Here is a 21,473-nt window from a genome sequence, read left to right as displayed (position 1 = left end):
TGCGGTTTGCGGTTTGCGGTTTGCGGTTTGCGGTTTGCGGTTTGCGGTTTGCGGTTTGCGGTTTGCGGTTTGCGGTTTGCGGTTTGCGGTTTGCGGTTTGCGGTTTGCGGTTTGCGGTTTGCGGTTTCAGGTTGGCGACGGGCGCCAAGCTGCGATCCCGAGCTTTCGTTCGAGCGGGCTGCGCCCGCCACTGTCAAACACGGAAAAAGGAGCGGTTGCCGAAGCAGCCGCTCCTTTCCGTTACCCCGCAGCCTTCAATGCCCGCCCGAATATTCCCCGGATTGAGCCTGCGGATCCAGCTTGGAACGTCCCATGAACAAGGACACGAGCAGCGCCAGCACCGCCGGGACGATCGCCAATGCGAACGTAAACGTGATGGAAGACGACAGCATCTCCGAAATTTTGCCCAGCGCCTCTTGCGGAATGTTCGCCCGCGCTTCCGGCGTGAGCAGCGCATGCGGATCCTTGAAGTTGATTCCTTCCGGCATCGGAGCTTTCCCTTCGCCGGCACCGAAGACGCCGGACAGCTTATTCAGAAACACGTGGCTTTGGATAATCCCGAACACGGTGATGCCGATCGTCATGCCGAGAGAACGGATGAAGTTCAGCGTAGAGCTGGCCGTGCCGCGCTGATTCGCGGGGATGCCGTGGATGGCGGTGTTGCCGAGCACGGAGAAGGAAGCCCCGATGCCGAGACCGATGAGCACCATGTAGACGGTGACGAGAAAACGGGTTGCGTCGGGCGTCAGCGTTGCGGTCAAAATCGTGCCCCCGACCAAGATCGCCAGCGTCGGAACCATGATATTCCGGTACGATACCTTCGTCATCAGGAAACCGCCAACGCTCGCGGTCACGACCGATCCGACCATCATCGGCAGCAGAACGAGGCCGGAGTTGGTGGCCGTCCCGCCGAGGACGCCTTGGATGAAGATCGGGATGTACACCGACGCCACGATGAACCCCGCGCCGCTGAACAGCGCGATGAGCACGCTTGTCGTGTAGAGGCGCTTCCGGAACAGCGAGTAGGAAATGATCGGCTCCTCGGCCTTCGTCTCCACGAACAGGAATACGATGGCGAGCACGGCGAATCCGCCGAACAGGGACAGGATTTGCGCGGAGTCCCAGGCGTACTCTTTGCCGCCGAGCTCCAGAGCGAACATGAGGCAGACGACCGCGCCAAGCAGCGTCAATGCTCCGAACCAGTCGATACGCTGCTTCGAATGTTCATGCGACTCCTTGTAGAAGAACGCGATCATGACGAAGGCCAGCACGCCCAGCGGCAAGTTGATGTAGAACACCCACTCCCACGCGATATGGTCCGTAATGTAAGCGCCAAGCAGCGGCCCGAAAATGCTGGACATCCCGAACACCGCGCCGAACAAGCCGCCGAGCTTGCCCCGCATTTCGTACGGAACCGCGTCGAACATGATCGTGAACGCGATCGGAACGAGCGCGCCGCCCCCGATGCCCTGCACGGCCCGGTATATCGCCAGCTCCGTGATGTTCGTGGCCATGCCGCACAGCACCGACCCCGCCATGAAGACGAGGAGACCGAAAATGAAAAACTTTTTGCGACCGTACATGTCGGACAGCTTGCCGAAAATCGGCATGCCCGCCATCTCCGCTACCATATAGGCGGACGTGACCCAAACGAATTTATCCAGGCCGCCCAGTTCGCCGACGATGTTCCCCATCGCCGTGGCGACGATGGTGTTGTCCATGGAAGCCATCAGAATGCCGAGCAGCAGGCCGGCGATGACGACCCCCAAGTTTTTTTGCTTCTGTGCCAACGGAATCCTCTCCTTCTATCGGTTAGAACGTTGAATTTCCGGTTAGATTCGCACGCGCTCCAAGACGACGGCGCTCTTGTGGACTTCCAGGGAGGTCCGGTATTCGACGGTGTCGACGCGGCAGCCCGGGCCGAGCACGACATTGTTGCCGCGCACGATCTTCGCGTTCGTATAAGACAGATCGAGCGCATCCCCCTCGATCACATCCGCTTTTAACCCGGCTGCGGAGCTCGCGTGCACCAGGTTCAGCAGCTTCAAAGCCCGGCTTCGCCTGACGATCAGAATCTCGCCTCCGATTTCCCTCGCATGGCTGGGGCCGAGCAACCGGACGTCGAGACGGTCCGCGCTGAGCAGCCCGTCGATTTGGAAAGCCCCGGCCAGGTCGAACCTCCCGGCTTCGAAATCGCCTCCGACGCTGACATTGCCGGTCAACGCGACATTCTCCGCCCGGGCGCCCCCCGCGATCCGAAGCTCGCCTCGTCCCTGAACCTTCCCGGCGTGCATCGTTCCTCCGATCGCGCATTCCCCGGTCAGCTTCAATTGATCCCCTTTCAAGGCTCCCTGAACGGTCATATTCCCCGTGACGGACAGTCGATTGGATGCCAAATCGCCCGTGACCGTACATTCGCCCGTAATCCTGACAAGGTTGTACCGACCGCCCGCGGTCGTCGTGGTCCCCGTCATCTTCAAATCGCGCAGAACGGCTTCACTCACCGGTTTTCATCTCCTTTCCCACTTGGGCCCCCGGATGTTTGCGGTACTCCGAACGGTACTCGACGCGGCCGATGCGGCAGCCCGGACCGATGACGACGCGGTTTCCCCGGACGACGGAAGCGACGGTATGCTCCAAATCGAGATCGTCCCCTTCGATCGTGCCGGTCTGCAGCTCGGGCGTCCATTTGCTGAACATTTTCTGCAAAGCTTCCTTCCATATGCTCTTCGCGATTTTCCGCACCCGGATCGATTCGCATCCGATTTCCCGGGCTTTGCCGTGCCCATAGAGCGCGATGTCGATGAACCCGGCGTTCAGCATGCCCCCGACCTCGAACCCCCCGGAAGCGTCAAACCGTTCCAGCTCGCAGTCTCCCCGGATGTTGAGAATCCCTTTCAGAACGACTTCTTCGCCGGTCAGAGAGCCAAGCACATCGATGAGACCGTCGATATCCGCCTTGCCGGCCTTAAGCTTTCCTTCGATTTTCAGCTTCCCGTTCGCGCGCATCGTCTCCGTTTCCAGGCTGCCCCCGACGGTCGTCACTCCGTTCGCGCGAAATTCGTCCGCTTGGACATCGCCTTCCACTTTGCTGACGCCATCCGTACACACCCGGCGGTATCGCCCGCCTCCTGCGTTCCCCACTCCGTTCATGTCCAAGTCCCCGTAAGGACGGTTCTCCATCTCCGGATCCTCCCTTGTTCTCCTTCAGATCAGTCTGCTCTTAAGCCGTTCGACAACCTCCGTCATCGACAAACGCGCCACCACTTTGACCCCGTTCTCGAAAAAAATCTCCGACGGCACGGACACGAGCGCGAACGAGGAAACGCCCATTTTCCGGATGAAAATCAGATCGCAGGACTTGCCGTCGAACTTCGGGAAATGGTCCCGCATCGTCGCGAGCAGGCGCTCTCCTTCCTCCATGCTCATGTCGCCGGCTTGCAGCAGGTTGTCGATCACGTAGAGATAGAGAATCATCTCGAACGCGTACACGGTGTTGTCCGGGTCCCCCCCTGCAAACCTCTGAAGCACCACACTCGAAACAATGTTACGTTTCACAAGATCCATTCTGCGCAGTTCGAAATCGGGTAAGGAGGGAGAGAGTTTGCCTGCCACCTGATCGAGGGACAAATCGTCCTTCATGTTCAGGATTTTGTCGATTCGGGCGAGGATCAAATCTTTCGGGAAAAACGTCTCCTGGCCGGTGAAGGTGGACTTGCGGACGAACCACTCTTCCGGAATGAGCTGCTTCCGCTTCCACCGGTACAGTTGGCCGTAGGAAATGCCCGTTTGATCCAGCAGATCCTTCTTGGATATCAATTCTCGGTCCATGTTCATCTCCTCCGATTAGGATCGTAACATAACACTGTTACGTTGTAAAGCGAAACATTGTTACGTCCACGCCTTTTTTTCTCCGACCTCGGTCGGGGGCGCGAACAGAACCCGAGTCGATTGTGGCGCGGGTTTTCAGGGGCTACTATAAAATCAAGGTTCTTATCGCGACAAGGTAAGTTTGGCCGTAAGGGGGTGCTCCCATGTTCGAATCCTATCTCTTCCCGATCGGATATGCATTTCTTGCGTTTCCGATCGCCGCTGCGCTGTTTACGATGCCGTTCCTGATCGTTCAATACCGAAGGCACGGGTATATCCATATGTACCGGGCTTTGCTGCTCTATCTTCTGCTGTTGTACTTGCTGAACGCCTTGTTTCTCGTCATTCTTCCCATGCCCGCGTCGCTGCACAACGAACCGCCGAACGTTGCCTCCTACGTGCAGCTGATCCCGTTCCGATTCATCGGGGATATCGCGAGGGAAACGGCCGTTCAGGCGGATAACCCCTCCACGTACTGGCATTTGCTGACGGAGCGGGCCTTCCTGCAAGTCGTGTTCAACGTGCTCCTTACGGTGCCTTTCGGCATGTTCTTGCGATATTATTTCCGGGTTCGCTCCGTTACCTGCTCGTTCGCAACGCTGGCGTTGTCGCTGCTCTTCGAAATCACGCAGGTCACCGGCATTTACGGCCTGTTCGACTACCCGTACCGGCTGTTCGACGTGGACGATCTGATGACGAACACGGCAGGCGGCATGATCGGATTCGCGGCTGCGGCATGGCTGTCCGCCCATCTTCCCCGGATCGACAAACTGGACGAACGGGTGGATTTGACGAAAAAACGCGTCAGCTATACCCGGAGAGCGGTCGCTTTGGCGCTGGATGGGCTCGTTCTGCTGCCGGTTCTCGCCGTACTCGCCGTTATGCGGACCGCCGATGTCTTCCCGCTGCTCGCCGCCGCCTATTTCATTGGGCTTCCTTATGCCGCAGGCGGCCGTACGTTCGGCAAATGGGCCGTCCGAATCCGGCTGAGAGGGATGGGCGAGGGAATCCGGGTGCGCGATCTTCTTGTCCGGTACGGCTTGCTCTACGGGCCCGCGACGGGAGTACCGGCGCTGGGGCTCATCGGTTTGCCGCCCGCCTTTCTGGGCTTGTATCTGCCCGCGATGTTCCTGTACTACGCGTTTATCGCGTTTGATCTGCTTAGAGGCGTGTTGAATCGGAGCCGCTTCCCTTTCCACGACAGGAAAGCCGGAACCGGCCACGTCATCGACCCGGCACGAGGGACCCAACATAAGGGCGAGACCCCGGCGAAAGCGGATTTCGTTCCCGCCGGCACGAAAGGCACCCTATGAACGGGTGCCTTTCCTTATTTTCCACTTGGTTCACCAAACGCCCCCCGGAGAGCCACGCCGCTCCATTCCGCGCTACTCGACCTTGACATGGCGGATGTTATTCTTCTTAAGCAGTTCGACCATCGTCTCCGAAACGGTCTTGCCGGCACGAAGCAGGAGTTTGCCCTGCTTGTTGTAGACGTTCTCGGTCACGACTTTTCCGATCAAATACTCGTTGACCATTCTTTTAGACGATTCCTTTGCTCCCTGTCTTGAAGGCACGAAACCGGATTGAGCCGACGGGCCGTACGGCGCCTCGTGGCGGCGGTCAAACCCATGCTGCGGAACACCGGCGGCGGATGAAGCTTTGGCCGAATGCGGCATCCGCTCCGAGGTTTTCTCTTTGCTGCCGAGCAGGTGCTCGACGACTTGCAGCACTTTGGTTTCTTCGAACGGCTTCAGAATGTAATGCGTAACGCCGCTCTTGACGACCCGGATCAGCAGGCCGCGTTCGCTTTCCGAGCTGATCATCACGATTTTCGCTTCGGGGAATTCGGCCTTGATCTCCTTGGCCGCTTCAACCCCCGACATGACCGGCATATTGATGTCGAGCGTCAATAAATCCGGAAGATGCTGTTTATAGGCCAGAATCGCGTCTTTCCCGTTCTCAGCCTCGGCGACGACGACATCGCCCCTCCGTTCGAAAATGTACCGCAGCTGGCTCCTCATAACCGCCGTATCGTCTACGATCACAATTCGCGCCATGATCGAGTTCCTCCTCCATTCGTTTACCCGTTGGTCTATTTCTCTGCCGGCAGACGGAAAATAAATGCCGAGCCTTCTCCCGGCTCCGTCTCTACCCGGACCGAGCCTCCGATTTTCTCCGCCTCCTGCTTGACGGCGGCAAGCCCGACCCCGCGGCCCGACCATTCCGTCACTTCATCCTTCGTCGAGAAACCGTCCATAAAGATGCTCGCGATGATCTCTTCGTCCGTTAAAGCCGCCGCCTTGTCTTCGGAGTACAAGCCGCGAGCGACGGCCCTTCGCCGAATCGCGTCCGCGTCGATCCCCCTGCCGTCGTCGGAGATGACAAGCTCCAGCACGCCCGGTTGAAGCTCCCATCGGCAAACGATGCGTCCGAGCGGATCCTTCCCTGCGGCCGTCCGTTCTTCACCGGGTTCGAGGCCGTGATCCACCATGTTGTTGAACACGTGAACGAGGGACGCGGCCAGCGGACGATACATTTCCAAGTCGACCGGCGTATCGTCTCCCGCAAGCTCGACCGGATGGATCGGCTTGCCCAGCCTCATCGCGGTCTCCGCCGTCGTACCGGGATACCGCTTCAGCAATTCGCGGAAAGGTTGGTATCGCAATCGGCGAAGCTCGGCAAGCAGTTCCTTCGCTTCTTTCTCCTCCAGCAGCTCCGACACTTTCCTCTCGAGCTCGGCAAGCAGCTCCTCCTTGATGATCAAGACATCGGACGATGGCAGGAAGGCGTCTCCCAGCATGCGCTCGAGCAGGTCCATGTCCTCAGCCAGCCATTCGGACAAGCGGTACGGCTCCAAGAAAGCAACCAGCGCTTCCGGTTCCCGCGCCATCAGCTCCCGTTTCCCTTCCGACAATCTCGACTCCAGCTCATGAAGCTTCGGTACGATGTGCACGAAACCGAATTGCGCGAAATTTCCTTTGAAGGTATGGACGGTCCGGTACAGACGGGCGTACGGCGATTCCGCGCTCCCGGCTTCGGCCGCCGGGAGAGGCGCTTCGCAGAAACGTCCGTAATCGGCGGTGAGCCGCGCGATTTCCCGGCTGTTCGTAACTGCCTTGACTACCATTTTCATCACCCGCCTTTCCTGTTCGACTTGCGTCTCGAGATACCGCTCGTGCGTGATGTCCGTCAGAATGGCCATGCAGATCCGCCCGTCGCCCGAAACATCGATGATCTTGTATTCGAGCCGGATCGTCCTTTCCCGAATGTCGAGCTCCCGCGGCAGCAAGCCGATCCACATCTCCCGCACGAACGGATCCGCCTCTTCCAGGATCATCTCAAACAGCGATCCGGTCTGCGCCTGCGTCTCCGCATCTTCCGGGAACAGCAGCTCCGGAAACGGAACGAAGGCGATCTCGCGTCCGAACAGGGTTAAGCATTCTACGCTGTACTCCTCATGCACCCTCAGCCCGGGGCCGAACGATAGGAAGCCTTGGCCCGCGTTGTCAAGCAGGTTGCGGATGGCGTCGGTCCGCTCCCGAACCTGGTGCTCCAGCATCGCATGCCACCGGGCGACCTTCAGATGCAGCTGGATGCGGGAGAGCAGTTCTTTTTTGGAAACGGGCTTGGTCAAATAATCGTTGGCGCCCGCCTCGAAGCCGTCGACAAGGTCCTGTACCTGGTTCTTGCCCGTGAGCAGGATGACCGGCAGTTCGCTGGTTGGATACGTTTCCCGCAGCCGCATGCACATTTCGAAACCCGACATCCGGGGCATCATCACGTCCAGCACGATGAGATCCGGCAAGAAACCTTGCTCGATCTGCCGAAGCGCCTCGATTCCGCTCTCCGCCTGCCGTACGGCGTACCGGTGCAGCCTCAGATGGTTGGCCAGCACCTGCAGGTTGATCGGATCGTCGTCGACGATCAGGATCGCGGGAACGGGCCCGGGCGCTTCAGATTCCGTCTCGTCCGCGGCCGCGGCCGCCGCCTCCGATGGCCCGTCCGGCTGCGGCAGTTCTTCCGTTTCCGATTCAGCGACCAATGCGGCTTCCGTCTCCGCCGGACCGTTCTCCTCGTCCGCCCCGCGAAGCTTCGTGACCAACGTCTCCGCCGCATCCGAGCCCTCGTACGCAGGAGGCATAGATGCTGACGGCAGCGTAAACGCAAACCGTGAACCTTGGCCGATTACTGACTCTACAAAGATCTTCCCGCCGTGCAGCTCGACGAGCTGTTTCGTGATCGTAAGCCCGAGTCCCGTACCGCCGTACTCGCGGGCCGTCGAGCCGTCCGCCTGCTCGAACGATTCGAAGATGCGGTCCAGCTTCTCCTCCGCGATGCCGATGCCCGTGTCGGTTACATAAATCTCCAACCGCTTGCCGTCCTCATCCGGAGTGCGGTCCGCCCCGACTTCGACGATTCCTTGATGGGTGAACTTGACGGCATTTCCGATCAGGTTCTGCAAAATCTGCTGCAGCCGGTCGGGATCCCCTTCCGCGTAGGTGCCCGGCGGAATCGCGTTCACGAGCCGGATGTCCTTGCCGCGGATGAACGGCCGGGACAGCGCCAGGATCATATCGGCCAGCGTGTGGATGTCGACCGTCGTCCTGCGGATGCGGATGTCCCGATGCTTCAATTTGGAGAAGTCGAGAATGTCGTTGATGAGGTTCGCCAGCCGTTTGCCGCTGGCCAGCACCATGCCGAGATTGGAGGCGACCGGCTTCGGCAGCTCGCCCGCGGCCCCGTCGATGAGCGACTCCGTGATGCCGATAATTCCGTTCAGCGGCGTGCGCAACTCGTGCGACGTGTTGGCGAGAAACTCGTCCTTCAACCTGTCCATCTGCAGCAGCTGTTCGTTCTTCAACCGCAGTTCCTCGGCATACACCTGCACGCGCCGGTTCAATTCGGCAAACCTTCGGAGGAGAATGACGCCGATGCAGAGCGCGAACACCAACATGCCATAGTGATTCCATTTGACCGAGATGAAGGAGAAAAGCCCCGGCGACGTCTGGCTCAAATTGATCGGAGTGAGCCGCCAAGCCACCCGAACGAACGCATCCGTCAGCATGATGGCCAGGAACCCGGCGGTAAACAGCTTCGCCTCGGCGTCCCTGCGCTTCTTCAGCGCTTTGAACAAGGTGTACAGCACGATCAGCATGATGATAAACAAGACGAAGTAAAACAACCCGTAGTAGAACAGCCAATCATGCTTGCTGCCGAAGGCCGCTTTCGTTCCGAGCGCGACGGCCCCGTAGCCGAGTACCACATAGGCGCATTTTCGAATGATTCGCTTGGCTCCGGAACCGAACACCGCTTCGAACATAAGCAGGAAGCTGGCGTAGGACACGTACCAGGCGGTATAGGCAAGATAGCCGATGGCGTGGAAATGCGCCGGATTGGCGAACAGCTGCCAGCTGCCGCCCCAAAGCACGAAATCGGCTGCTATGCTTACGGTGAATAAGCCAAAAGCCAAATACAGCTTCTCCGCGCGATACCTGAGGAACATGGCGAACGAGGCTGCCCCGAGCACGAAGAGCAGAAAACCGAGCATGAGGAAGTTCAAGTCGCCCCAGATCAGCTTCTTGAACAAATCCGCCTGCGACCCGCTCCATACCCGGAACTCGTAGTTCACCGTCCGTCCGGGCGAAATCCGGAGCTCGAGCGTCTTGCCCGCGTACTCCGGGCGAATCGGCAGCATGTCCCACCGATACAAGCCGAAGGGCACTTTGTCGCGGTCGGAGACGAAAATCCGCTCGCCGTCGACGTACAGCTCCAGGTTGAAAGCCGCCGTCGACTCGGAGAGAAGCAGGTACGGATCGGAAACCGCGCCTGTCTGGGGGAGCGTCGTTCGGAGCCAGAGCGTCTTTTCTTCCGGCGAACCCTGCATCGGTCCCGGACGGATCATCTCGTCGAACGGCAGCCAGCCGGACGCAGGGTTGTCGACCGGGATCCGCTGCCCGCCGCTCGCGTCACGGGAAACGTCCCACCGGTACGATTCCCATCGGAGCGCGATGACTCCGCCGGGCTCCTCTACCCCCGCCGGGATTTGGCCTGCAACCGAAGCCGGCCGGACGAGTCCCTGTTGCGCCAACAATAAACAGGCAAGCGCAAAAATCACGATTTTCGCGCTTTGTCTCGCGATTGCCATCTGCCGACCACGATGCCGTCCTATCATTCGTTCTCCCGCTTTCGTTTCTCTCTGGAACCGCTAAGCTTCAACTGAATTTTGACTCAGCCTGGTTCTGACGTCCTATTGTTGTCCCTATTGTAAGGGAAAGAAAAGGGGCCAACACCTTACTAAAGTTAGGGGCATGCTCTTTTTTTTCGGCGTAAATAAGGGGGCTAAAAAACTCCCCTGCCCCGGGCTTATGCCAGGCAGGGGAGTTGATCTTCCTCATCCGTCTCGATCAGAGTCAGGATTTGGCCCGAAGTGAAGTCAGGAGATGTAACCCGCCTCAACCGCTTTCCGCAATTCCGGGTAAACCCAATCGGAGGACTTCACATCCCTACCCGATTCGGGTAAATCCGAACGATTTATTGACGAGCGCCATAAACTCGCCCCGCGTCACCTGTTGATCGGGTCGGATGGTACCGTCGCATAACCGTTCAACCAGCCTTTTTCCTTCCACTTTGTCAATGGCGTTGCCGCCCAGTGTCCTGCGAGATCTTGACCGGTTGCCGTCGCAGCTTCCGCGTTCGCACCTCCGAAAGGAAATCGCATGATGCATAAAGCCAACATCAAAGCCGTAAGTCGATTCGCCCACTCATGGCAGCACCTCCGCTTAATCATGTACTTCCGGATGACGGCTCTATCGCGTATTTCTCCACCTCCCCCGCTTTCATGGCAGAGGGAAACGGTCCGTGCGGTTCGGAGGAATCAGATCAAACCGGATTCTTGCAGCATCCGCCTTACGATGACTGCGGCCTCCGCTCGGGTGATCATCCCCTTGGGCGCGAGCAGCGTGGCGGTTCGGCCGGAGACGATTCCCGCCTGCAAGCCCGCGGACATGCTTGGTCTTGCCCATTCCGAAAGCTCGCCGACATCCGCGTACGATTCGAGCAAACGCGCCTCGCCGCCGGCCTGAAGCTTCGCCTGCAGCCCGGTGATCTCCATCGCTTTGACCAGCATCGCCATGGCCTGCTCACGCGAGATGGCGTCCAGCGGACGGAACGTGCCGTCCGGGAACCCTCCGATAAAGCCGTAAGCGTACGCGGTTTGAATCGCGTCGCGATACCAGTCGGATGCCGCGATATCCGTGAACGGGATCGAACCGTTGACGGTCTTCAGCCCCAAAGCCCGGATGATCATCGCGGCAAACTCGGCGCGAGTAATATGCTGGTCCGGGCCGAACCGACCATCGCCCACACCGCTGACGATCATTCGGGATCCCATGTCGTTCACGGCATCCTTCGCCCAATGCCGGGCAACGTCTTGAAAATCAACCGGATGCCAAACAACGGCATAAATACTGTTCGTCAGACTGCTCATCTTGGCATGATACTTGCCGTCGATTTCGACGATCTTGGTCGGAACTTGGCGGGTCTTGCCGTCAGGTTCGATGACGAGCGCTGTCGTGACCTTGCTGGGGTCCGCGTCAGCAGGAAGAGCAATCGTGCGTTCGACGTAGCCCTCGAACCGGGTCAGTTCGAACTTCCGCCCTCCGCTAACCCCGCTTACCTTAAATTCAAGAGGAGGCGCCACGATCGTAAACTCCCCTTGAACTGCCGAATATGCCACCAACTTCTCCGTTTCCGCCGTCGGCTTCGACATTTCGATCAGCAGTTGCACGTCTTGAAGCTGAACATCCGTGCCGAATGGCTTCGCGAGCGAATCCATAGAAATCCGTTCCAGAGGCAAAGAATAGGAGCCGTCCTTGGATTGAATGACGATAACCGCCTGATTCTGAGCCAAGTCTTGGATCAGTTGTCCGTTCAGTTCCCCGATGACAACGTCGGCGTTCGCATCCCCTTGTATCGTGATGACCGTCCCTTTTTCAGAGCTTTCGAGTTTCGGCTGGACTTTCGCCGGATCGACGGTAACCGTCGTAACCGTCCGGCCGTTTACGGTTGTCGTTGTGGCGGTTCCCACGCTTTCCGCCTTGCCGTTAACCAGCGTCTGCGCATCGGATTTCGTTGGCTTGGTCGTGTTCTTCGGCCCGTCCGATGGAGGCGTGCCGCTTCCGCCAGGGCTATTGGACGGCCTGTTGTAGACGACCTGAGTCACCGAGAAAGTCACTGGCGTCATCTTGGTTGCTGATACGGTAACCGTTGCCGTATGGGTTCCGGCTGCCAATCCATCCTTGCCTTTCACGGTGAAGGCCGTCGTCGGAGTGGCGGAATCCAACGTACCGTGTACGGGTTGGGTGACCGTAAAATCGGCAGCGTTCGTTCCGCTTAGCGCGACGGACATATTTTTTAAGGGCCCCGTACCCTTACGGCTCACCGTAACCGTTTGGGTTTGCTGAGATCCCGGCAGATAGCCGGCGTTCAAATCCGTCAACCTCAAGTCAGCGAGCGGTGCGATGGTGTACGACAATTTGTCGATCGTAATGCGAACCGTCGCGGTTGCCGATCCGCCATGCCCGTCGCTCACCTTATAGGTGAACGTATCCAGACCGCTATAGTCGGCAGCTGGCGTATATTCAACGCTTTTACCGTTCCCCGTCACGACTGCCTTACCGTGAGCACCATCGGTGACTTCGATAATCGATAGGCTGTCGCCTTCTAAATCGGAATCGTTGGCAAGTACGTCAATGGCGTTCGCCCTGCTGTCTTCTTCCACGGTGACGGGATCATCGTTTGCCGTTGGCGTATCGTTTACGCTGTTCACCGTCAAGGTGACCGTCGACGTCGAAGTGCCGCCGTGGTTGTCGTTCACCGTGTAGGTGAACGAATCCGGGCCGTTGTAATTCGTATCCGGCGTATATGTAAGGCCCGTGCCTCCCTCCGTTATCTCCACGAGTCCATGGGCGCTCTGGGTCACTGCAATGATCGTAAGCGTATCGCCGTCTACATCCGAGTCGTTCGCGAGCACGTTGATCGCGTTCGCCCCGCTGTCTTCCTCCACCGTCGCGGTATCGCCGCCCGCTGACGGCCCGTCGTTGACACCCGTCACGGTTACGTTAACCGTCGCCGTCGAGGTGCCGCCGTTATGGTCGCTCACCGTGTAGGTGAACGAATCCGGGCCGTTGAAATTCGTATCCGGCGTATAAGTGAGGCCCGTGCCTCCCTCCGTTATCTCCACGAGTCCATGGGCGCTCTGGGTCACCGCAATGATCGTAAGCGTATCGCCGTCGATATCCGAGTCGTTCGCGAGCACGTTGATCGCGTTCGCCCCGCTGTCTTCCTCCACCGTCGTTGTATCGCCGCCCGCTGACGGCCCGTCGTTGACACCCGTCACGGTTACGGTAACCGTTGCCGTCGAGGTGCCGCCGTTTCCATCGTGTACCGTGTAGGTGAGCGAATCCGAACCAACGTAATTTTCATTCGGCGTGTAAGTGAGGCCGGTGCCCCCGCCCGTTATCGCCACCGTCCCATGTAGGCTCTGGGTCACTGCGATTATCGTAAGCGTATCGCCGTCTACATCCGAGTCATTCGCGAGCACGTTGATCGCGTTCGCCCCGCTGTCTTCCTCCACCGTCGCGGTATCGCCGCCCGCTGACGGCCCGTCGTTGACACCCGTCACGGTTACGTTAACCGTCGCCGTCGAGGTGCCGCCGTTTCCATCGTGTACCGTGTAGGTGAGCGAATCCGAACCAACGTAATTTTCATTCGGCGTGTAAGTGAGGCCGGTGCCCCCGCCCGTTATCGCCACTGTCCCATGTACGCTCTGGGTCACTGCGATTATCGTAAGCGCATCGCCGTCTACATCCGAGTCGTTCGCGAGCACGTTGATCGCGTTCGCCCCGCTGTCTTCCTCCACCGTCGCGGTATCTCCGTTTGCTACAGGTGCTGCCGCATAAGCAAGGCTGCCCCCCGGCATCAGCAATCCCGAAATTCCGCCAACCCCGAGAATCGCCGCCAAGATGAAATGCGATATCTTTCTGCGAAAAGTGTACAAAGCCATTCCTCCCGTTATGGATAGGTCAACCCGGTTCTCATTTTATGGGATACGATAACAGTGGACACCTGACCAAAGTTAGGGTCGGAACAATTTATTTCCGCAGCGCCTAGCCGCCGACCGTCGAAAATGAAAAGACGGCCCTCCGACCGTTCGAGCCGGGACCGTCTTTACTCGCAAGATTCATCTCGGTGAACGGTCTCCGAAGCCGTGTTGGACCGCGTTTCACGTCATGTCGATGGCCGCCCTTACAGCTGTATTACCGCTCTAATTTCCCGATCCGCTTCGCCTCCCGAATCCCGCTGAAGTACGCTCCGTGAACGGTGGCCGCGTACTCGCCAGAGGTCGCCTCTCCGGCAAAAAACAGACGCCCCCCCACCGGTCTCGCGAGCTCTTCGATGTCCTTGCCGCTTGCCCCCGGCGCCATGAAGGAATACGAGCCGTAAGCGAAAGGGTCGGTTCCCCAGCGCGTGATCTTCCATCCCGTCGGATCGGGGATGTCTTCGCCGTAGATCGTACGCAAAACGTCCATCGCCGACGCTACGACCCGCTCGTCCGACCCTTTTTCCATCATGCGGGCGTTCGCGGCGGCGGAAAAACCGACCAGGGCCGGCTGCCCCGTATATTTGGCCAAGTTCACGAATTCCGCCCACTCCCCTTTGATTTGGGAGATGTAGCCCAGCATGCTGCTGTTCTCGTCCCAGAACGGTTCCGGAAAACGCAAATACAGCTTGTTCAGCACGCCCATTCCGATGTTGCGGATCGCCCTCCGTTTCGTCTCCGGCAGTTCCGGCGAGAAAATGACATTGCCGCTTTTCAGCACGCCGAGAGGAAGGGTAACGACTACCCGATCCGCGCGGAAGCGGGCACGGTTCGTGATTACATTAACGTGATTCCGATCCCATTCGATGCGCCGCACGAGATGGCCAAGCCGGATATCGAGATCCTCGGCAAGTCCGGCAGCGATGCCTCCGTACCCGCCGGTGATCAGCGTATCCCCGCCTTCCCGTTCGCGGCCCCAATCCCCGTTCAGCAGCGACAGCTCGGAGATATCGGCGGCATACTCGTGCTCGATTTCCGTGTTGATCGCATAATCGAGCCCGGTCCGTTCCGATTCCGACAAGCGCACGCCGTCGATCCACCGGTCGAATGCCTGTTTCATGCTCATTCGACTGTCCTCTTCCAGCCCTTCCCGGATATCTTCCAAGTACGTCATCAGACCGTCGAATCTCTCGTAAATCCGGTCTATTTCCTCATCGGACAACAACGTTCCGTCCGAACCGTATAAGGCTTTAGAATCGTAGTCGAACGGAACGCCGGCGATGTTCCAGTGTTTTGCCATATCGGCAATGGGGTTTCCGCGTATCCCGTGAATCCACGAAGCGCCCCTATCGAAGGGAAAGTCCGGGCACGACCGGTCCGTCCACAATCGTCCTCCGATTCTGTCGCGCCCTTCGAGGATCACGACCTTGTATCCGGCGGAGCGAAGCTCCCGTGCGGCCGCCAGCCCCGCGATGCCGGCACCGATCACGAGCACTTCCGCGTTTCCGCTTGACGTTTCTTCCTTTTTATTGCCGTCTGCCGTCTTGCTTGCGACGGTGAGATTCTTGGCTGTGCCTGTGCATCCGGATACGAGGATCGAGGCTCCAAGCATAAACGCTCCTTTAAGAAATTGACGGCGGCTGATTTCCTTGGTCACGAGTCCGTTCCTCCATACCGCGAATCCGCGCTCGATCCATGTCACGATTTTCCGGATTCCGCTCTTCCGTGGTCAGGGCATCAAACCCTCTACTCCATCAACGGCAAATCGAAAATAAAAGAACAGCCTGTCCCCAGCCTCGTCTCCACCCGGACCGATCCGCCGATCCTTTCCGCCTCCCGTTTCACGGCGGCCAGTCCGACTCCTCGACCCGACAGGCCGCTCACCTCATCGCGTGTCGACAACCCGCCGAGGAAAATCAACTGAACGATCTCTTCGTCCGGTATCCGGGCCGCCTCCTCTTCGCCGTACATCCCCGCAGCCGCGGCCCGCTTGCGGACCTCCGCCGGATCAATGCCCTTACCGTCGTCGGAGATCCTCAAGATCAAGCAATCCCGTCTGCGCTCCAGCGTGCAGGTGATGCGGCCGATCGGATCTTTGCCCCCCAATAGCCGCCGCTCTTCCGGCTCGATACCATGGTCGATCATATTGCTGAAAACATGAACGAGCGACCGGGCAAACGGCCGATAGCGTTCCAGCTCGACGGCGATAGGTTCTCCTTCTACCTTGAGGGGATAAATCGCCTTGCCCAGCTTCGCCGCCGTTCCGGACACCCATTCGGGATACGGCTTCAGCAGCTCGGCGATCGGGCGATGGCGAAGTTTCCGCAGCTCGGCAAGAAGCGCGCCGGCTTCCCGGGGCGGAAGCAAATCGGAGATTTTGCGCTCCAGCCCGGCAAGCTTTTCCTCCTCCACCATCAACACGCCGGAAGGCTGCAGGAACTTGCCGCCCAGCACCTGCCCAAGAAAGGCCGTATCCTCCTCCAGCCATGCGGACATGCGGTGCGATGCGACGAACTGCGCGAACGACTCGATCGGCGCTTGCAGCAGCTCCTGACGGCGGACGGACAGCTCCGTCTCCAGCTCGTGCAGTTTCGGAACGATGTGCACGAAACCGTACTGCGCGAAGTTCCCTTTGAACGTATGGACAGAGCGGTAAAAATCCTCGAACGCCGCAGGCAAGTCCGCTTCAAGCCGGGCCAACGCGCCGGGAGGCGATTCACAGAAGCGGCGGTACGCGGCAATGACATCGGCTAACTCGTCTCCGCCCTTAACCGCCCGGACCACCATTTTGAGCATGCGCCTTTCTCGTTCCACTTCGGATTCCAGCTTCCGCTCGTGCGTAATATCGGTCAGAATCGCCATGCAGAACGGCTCACCGTCCGGTTCGTCGACGATCTTATATGCCAGCCTCACCGTTGCTCCATGGATCGTCCGTTCCTTCGGCAGTAAATCCAACCACATGGCCCGCAGGAACTCGTCCCGTTCCTCGAGAATCATCCGCAGGATCGTTTCCGTCTGCTCCCGCTCCTCCGATTCCCCGGGATAGAGCAGTCCGGCAAACGGCAGACCGCCGATCCTGCGTCCGAATATTCGTTTGCATTCCGCGCTGTACTGCTTCCGCACCGCCAGGCTGCGGTCGAACGTCAGAAAACCTTGCCCGGCATTGTCCAACAAAGCTTTGAGCTCCGATTTGATCCGGACGAGGGCGAGGCTTTGGGCGTCGCTGATGCGAAGCATTTTGTTCATTTCCCGCAGCAGCTTTTCCTGTTCCGCCCTGAACGATTCCAGATTGACCCGGCCCGTTTCCATCGTCCGCTCCCCCTATCCCGCCTTCGAGTACCGTGACCGAAACGCCAGCAGGACAATGTCGTCACGTTGAGACTCGGCCCCCATGTAAGCCGCTAAGTTACGTTCGAAAATCAACCGCTGCTCCGGCAAAGGATGCTGCCGCATCGACTCCAGCCAGGTCATGAGACGCGTTCTTCCCAAAGAGAGGTTTTTGGCTCCGCCGTTCTGGTCGACGACGCCGTCGGAAGCGAGATAGTAGGCGGCATCCGGGTCCGCCGGAAGCGGGTGGTTCTCGTATTCGAAATCCGCCGGCGTTCTGCGGTAACCGATTTTCTGTTTGTCTCCCTTCACCATCCGCACGCCCGCGGAATCCGAAATATAGACCGCAATGCCCGCTCCCGCGAATGTAACCTCGGCCCCCCGTACGAAGCAAAGCCCCAAATCGAGGCCGTCATCGGTCAATCCTTCCGGATCCGTCTGGTTCAGCGTTTGCTTCAGGAGATGGTTCAGCTTGCGCAAGACGCCGGCGGGAGAATCGTTATCTCCCTGGTCCGCGATCCGGCTGAGCAGGGAGACGACGAGCATCGTCATCAATGCTCCGGGAACCCCGTGTCCCGTGCAATCTCCAACCGCCACCCATTTGACGCCGCCGACCTCTTTCGTCCAATAGAAATCCCCTCCGACGACGTCCCGCGGCTTCCACACGACCCAATGCCCCGCAAACGCCCTTTCGAGGCTGGCTCCGGACGGAAGCACCGTCTGCTGGATGCGGTTCGCATAGAGGATGCTGTCCGTCATCTCGCGGTTTTTGCGCTCCAATTCCCTCGTTCTGTCGGCTACGATCCGCTCCAGCTGTTCGTTGATCCGCAACGCCTGTTTGTACGGATTGGCCAGCTTGCGGGAAACGTAGTAGAAGAAAAACACGATAATCCCCATCGTGAAGAGCACGGCCACGGTTGTCTGAATTCGGATGGCGCTTAAAAATCCGACCGTCTCGCTTCGCGGCACGAGCACGAGTAGGCGCGTCCCCATCGAAGGGATCGGGCGGCTGATCATGTCCATCAGCTGCCCTTCCTGGTCTTTCTCTTCCAGCAGCAGCTCCTGTCCGGGATCGGCGGCGGCCAGCTTGCGCTGAACTTCCGGGGATAAGTACTCGGAAATGTTGCGGCCGGCCTGTTCGAACCGATCGGATAAATAGATGGAGCCGTCCTTCCCCACCATCCACAGATGGCTGTCTTCCCCATAGCGGTACGAAGCGAAGTCCGCGGACAGCGCCTTCAGGCTCATGCCGACGGCTGCGACCCCGAGCGGATTGCGGACGTCGCCGATCAAGATGTCCGTGAAAACGAACGTGTCTTTCAGTTTATCGTTCCAATCGATGTTCACGGTCGTTTTGCGGCCGGCCGAGACGACCCGGAAAAACCAGTCGTCGTCCGGATCGCCGGGGCTGACCGTTTTCAGCAACCCATGGTCGGACCAGTAGTGCTTCGTTTCGTTGCTGAGTACGCTGGCCGTCGTGTAGTCCAATTCGTCGGGAATGCTTCGCAATTTGGCCAGAATGCCTTCACCCAATCGCGCATCCTGCTCTCCGCCCTTGACCCACTCGATGATAAGCGGATCGTCCGCAAGCATCGTGGCGGTTTCGACGGCCCGGCCGATTCTCTCCTCGACCCGGGAAGAGACCGATTTCGCAATGGTGCCCAGCTCCTGCGACTTCAGTTTTTTGACGATCTCGTTCTGGGTGATCCGGTAGGACACGGCTCCGATCAACGTCGTCGACAGTACGAGCAGGACCGCGGCCAGCAGCATCACTTTGAACACGCTGCCGTCGTACAGCGGCTGCGAACGATCGATACCTTTACTCTTCCGTTTCATCGCATGATTCCCCCGATCCCTGTCGTTACCCCTCGTTGCGGGCCTGGATGTGGAACGGCAGGGTAAGATCTTCTTTAAACTCTTCGGCGCATTCGCGTTCGCTCTCGTTGTCCTCGTCATAGCTCCAGAAGACGACGATGTTTTTGCCGGTGAGATGCGCCGCCTCCAGCTTCTCGAACAGCGTCAAGAAGCCCTTGATGCTGGAGGTATTGATGTAAGGCAGCTCGAGCTCAACCCGGACGGCGGCTTCCGCAGGAAGCTGCTCCAAGTATTCGTCCACCCATCGAAGCAGCGGATGGAAAAATTGGAGCGCATTTTCAGGATAACAGGAGCCGCGAATGGCCAGCATGTCCTGACCCGGATCGAAACGGACTTCCGGCGTGCTTCGCGAGCTTGCCATGTGAATCGGCTGCAGCGAACTCATGACCGAACCACCGCCTTTAACGTAAAGAAGGATAGCTGCTCGTCGATTTTCGTGACGGAATAGTCCAGCGGCAGCGTCGCCTTCCTCGCCATATCGATCAGCCCGATACCGGCCCCGATCTCGCCTTCCGGACGCTCCTGGCGCAGCTTTTCCTTGTACAATTGCTTCAGTCCGTCTTTGTCCAGCTTCACGATCTGTTCGACGCGGGCGACCAGTCCTTCGGCGTCCTCGTTTTCGACCAGATTGCCGGAGCCGACGTAGCTTCCTTGCCCGTTTTTGCCGATCGTGACGATGCTGGAATCGGATATTCTCAACGCGGCCGGAGAAGAGCTTTTGCATGTGCAGTAATTTTTAATGTTCTGCGTCAGCTCGATAAAGATCGAGAAAATGAGCGTGATTTCGTTTTTCGGCCGGTTTTCCATTTCCAGGTACCGCTTGACGGCTTCGCCGTACTCCTCGATCAAATGCTGGGATAGCCGGCCGGAGAAGGTGATCAAAATACCATCGTTGCGGAGTATCGTTTGCAACTTCCAAAGCGGATTATCGATCATGGACAAATCCCTTTCTGTCGAATGTTATCGTATACTGTATTTATTCTAAGAAACCCGCGCCGAGGGAGCACCTGACCAAAGTAAGGGATGGGAAAGTTTTTGCGTGTCCGGCTGCGGCGATCCGCGTAAAAAAAGAAGGAGGACCCCCAGGGATCCCCCATCCTGTGCTGATTCGTCTCTCTCCGCCACTATTTCGACCGATTCGCGTGATCTCGTGTTGATTCGTGTCTCTCCGCCGCTATTTCGACCGATTCGCGTGATCTCGTGTTGATTCGTGTCTCTCCGCCGCTATTTCGACCGATTCGCATTTTCGCATGCGGATTAATGTCTCTCCGCCACTATTTCGACCGATTCGCATGTTCGCATGCGGATTAATGTCTCTCCGCCACTATTTCGACCGATTCGCATGTTCGCATGCGGATTAATGTCTCTCTGCCACTATTTCGACCGATTCGCATGTTCGCATGCTGATTCGTGTCTCTCCGCCACTATTTCGACCGATTCGCATGTTCACATGCTGATTCGTGTCTCTCCGCCACTATTTCGACCGATTCGCATGTTCACATGCTGATTATCCTGTGCTGATTCGTCTCTCTCCGACGCTATTTCTACCCATTCGCGTGATCTCGTGCTGATTCGTGTCTCTCCGCCACTATTTCGACCGATTCGCATGTTCACATGCTGATTCGTGTCTCTCTGCCACTATTTCGACCGATTCGCATTTTCGCATGCGGATTAATGTCTCTCCGCCACTATTTCGACCGATTCGCATGTTCACATGCGGATTAATGTCTCTCCGCCGCTATTTCGACCGATTCGCATGTTCACATGCTGATTCGTGTCTCTCCGCCGCTATTTCGACCGATTCGCATTTTCGCATGCGGATTAATGTCTCTCCGCCACTATTTCGACCGATTCGCATGTTCGCATGCTAATTAGTGTCTCTCCGCCACTATTTCGACCGATTCGCATGTTCACATGCGGATTAATGCCTCTCCGCCGCTATTTCGACCGATTCGCATGTTCACATGCTGATTCGTGTCTCTCCGCCGCTATTTCGACCGATTCAGGGGGGATCCCCCCTTTACTCTTCGTACTTAGCGGTTCAAATCCGCCAAGTACGTCATCGAACCGGCTCCTGCGCCAAGGTACGGACGACGAACGGGACGGCTTCCTCGTGATTGGCCTTGCCTTGCGGCCGGTTGCGGAAATAGACCGGAACAAGCTGTTATCCTCGTCCCGGAACGGTTCCGGAAACCGTAAATATAGCTTGTTCAACAGCCGTTCCGATGTTGCGAATCGCTCTTCGTTTCGCCTCCGGACGCCCTCCGATCCGGTCGCGCCCTTCGAGGACGATCACCTTAAA

Annotated in this window: 14 protein-coding genes; 1 reads left to right on the top strand and 13 read right to left on the bottom strand. The window is 58.3% G+C overall.

What is annotated here, in order from left to right; genetic code table 11:
- Nucleotides 1–254 precede the first annotated feature (254 nt).
- Genes GE107_RS25625 through GE107_RS25610 form a run of 4 tightly spaced genes read right to left on the bottom strand, consistent with a single transcriptional unit; the run spans nucleotide 255 to nucleotide 3,831 of the window.
- The gene (locus GE107_RS25625) at nucleotides 255–1,790 is read right to left on the bottom strand and encodes an MDR family MFS transporter (RefSeq protein WP_219644559.1); all 1,536 of its coding nucleotides are present in this window, start codon (nucleotides 1,788–1,790) and stop codon (nucleotides 255–257) included.
- 42 nt (nucleotides 1,791–1,832) lie between these two features.
- Nucleotides 1,833–2,504: a hypothetical protein gene (locus GE107_RS25620; RefSeq protein WP_219644558.1), complete on the bottom strand. Its 672-nt coding sequence runs from the start codon at nucleotides 2,502–2,504 to the stop codon at nucleotides 1,833–1,835.
- The gene (locus GE107_RS25615) at nucleotides 2,497–3,183 is read right to left on the bottom strand and encodes a hypothetical protein (protein WP_219644557.1); all 687 of its coding nucleotides are present in this window, start codon (nucleotides 3,181–3,183) and stop codon (nucleotides 2,497–2,499) included. The genes GE107_RS25620 and GE107_RS25615 overlap by 8 nt, the downstream gene beginning before the upstream one ends.
- A 24-nt stretch (nucleotides 3,184–3,207) precedes the next feature.
- The gene (locus GE107_RS25610) at nucleotides 3,208–3,831 is read right to left on the bottom strand and encodes a YhbD family protein (RefSeq protein ID WP_219644554.1); all 624 of its coding nucleotides are present in this window, start codon (nucleotides 3,829–3,831) and stop codon (nucleotides 3,208–3,210) included.
- 203 nt (nucleotides 3,832–4,034) lie between these two features.
- Here GE107_RS25610 and GE107_RS25605 point away from each other — a divergent pair, with 203 nt between their 5' ends.
- The gene (locus GE107_RS25605; RefSeq protein ID WP_219644552.1) at nucleotides 4,035–5,183 is read left to right on the top strand and encodes a VanZ family protein; all 1,149 of its coding nucleotides are present in this window, start codon (nucleotides 4,035–4,037) and stop codon (nucleotides 5,181–5,183) included.
- Between the two features lie 72 nt (nucleotides 5,184–5,255).
- Here GE107_RS25605 and GE107_RS25600 read toward each other — a convergent pair whose 3' ends face one another.
- The 9 genes from GE107_RS25600 to GE107_RS27345 all read right to left on the bottom strand — a co-directional run bounded on the left by GE107_RS25600 (nucleotide 5,256) and on the right by GE107_RS27345 (nucleotide 21,467).
- Complete coding sequence (locus GE107_RS25600; protein WP_219644550.1) at nucleotides 5,256–5,927, bottom strand: response regulator; 672 nt, start codon at nucleotides 5,925–5,927, stop codon at nucleotides 5,256–5,258.
- A gap of 35 nt (nucleotides 5,928–5,962) precedes the next feature.
- The gene (locus tag GE107_RS25595; RefSeq protein WP_219644549.1) at nucleotides 5,963–10,015 is read right to left on the bottom strand and encodes an ATP-binding protein; all 4,053 of its coding nucleotides are present in this window, start codon (nucleotides 10,013–10,015) and stop codon (nucleotides 5,963–5,965) included.
- A 729-nt stretch (nucleotides 10,016–10,744) separates the two neighbouring features.
- A complete protein-coding gene (locus GE107_RS25590) occupies nucleotides 10,745–13,927 on the bottom strand; it encodes an Ig-like domain-containing protein (protein ID WP_219644547.1) in 3,183 nt (1,060 codons plus the stop codon).
- Nucleotides 13,928–14,186: 259 nt separating this feature from the next.
- Nucleotides 14,187–15,671, bottom strand: a complete 1,485-nt coding sequence (locus GE107_RS25585; RefSeq protein WP_219644545.1) for an FAD-dependent oxidoreductase — start codon at nucleotides 15,669–15,671, stop codon at nucleotides 14,187–14,189.
- Between the two features lie 44 nt (nucleotides 15,672–15,715).
- Entirely contained in the window at nucleotides 15,716–17,278 is a 1,563-nt protein-coding gene (locus GE107_RS25580; RefSeq protein ID WP_219644543.1) for an ATP-binding protein, read from the bottom strand.
- 12 nt (nucleotides 17,279–17,290) lie between these two features.
- Entirely contained in the window at nucleotides 17,291–19,132 is a 1,842-nt protein-coding gene (locus GE107_RS25575) for a SpoIIE family protein phosphatase (protein ID WP_219644541.1), read from the bottom strand.
- A gap of 25 nt (nucleotides 19,133–19,157) precedes the next feature.
- Entirely contained in the window at nucleotides 19,158–19,556 is a 399-nt protein-coding gene (locus GE107_RS25570; RefSeq protein WP_219644539.1) for a DUF1987 domain-containing protein, read from the bottom strand.
- Nucleotides 19,553–20,107 carry a SiaB family protein kinase gene (locus tag GE107_RS25565; RefSeq protein WP_219644537.1) on the bottom strand — a complete coding sequence of 185 codons (555 nt, stop codon included), beginning with the start codon at nucleotides 20,105–20,107 and terminating at the stop codon, nucleotides 19,553–19,555. The genes GE107_RS25570 and GE107_RS25565 overlap by 4 nt, the downstream gene beginning before the upstream one ends.
- 1,228 nt (nucleotides 20,108–21,335) lie before the next feature.
- Nucleotides 21,336–21,467 carry a hypothetical protein gene (locus tag GE107_RS27345; protein WP_219644535.1) on the bottom strand — a complete coding sequence of 44 codons (132 nt, stop codon included), beginning with the start codon at nucleotides 21,465–21,467 and terminating at the stop codon, nucleotides 21,336–21,338.
- Nucleotides 21,468–21,473: the final 6 nt, after the last annotated feature.

Origin of the sequence: Cohnella sp. CFH 77786, assembly GCF_019400745.1 — a bacterium.
Lineage (GTDB): Bacteria > Bacillota > Bacilli > Paenibacillales > Paenibacillaceae > Cohnella.
The sequence above is the reverse complement of the archived record's forward strand: the minus strand, read 5'-3'. Positions and strand labels throughout refer to the sequence as shown.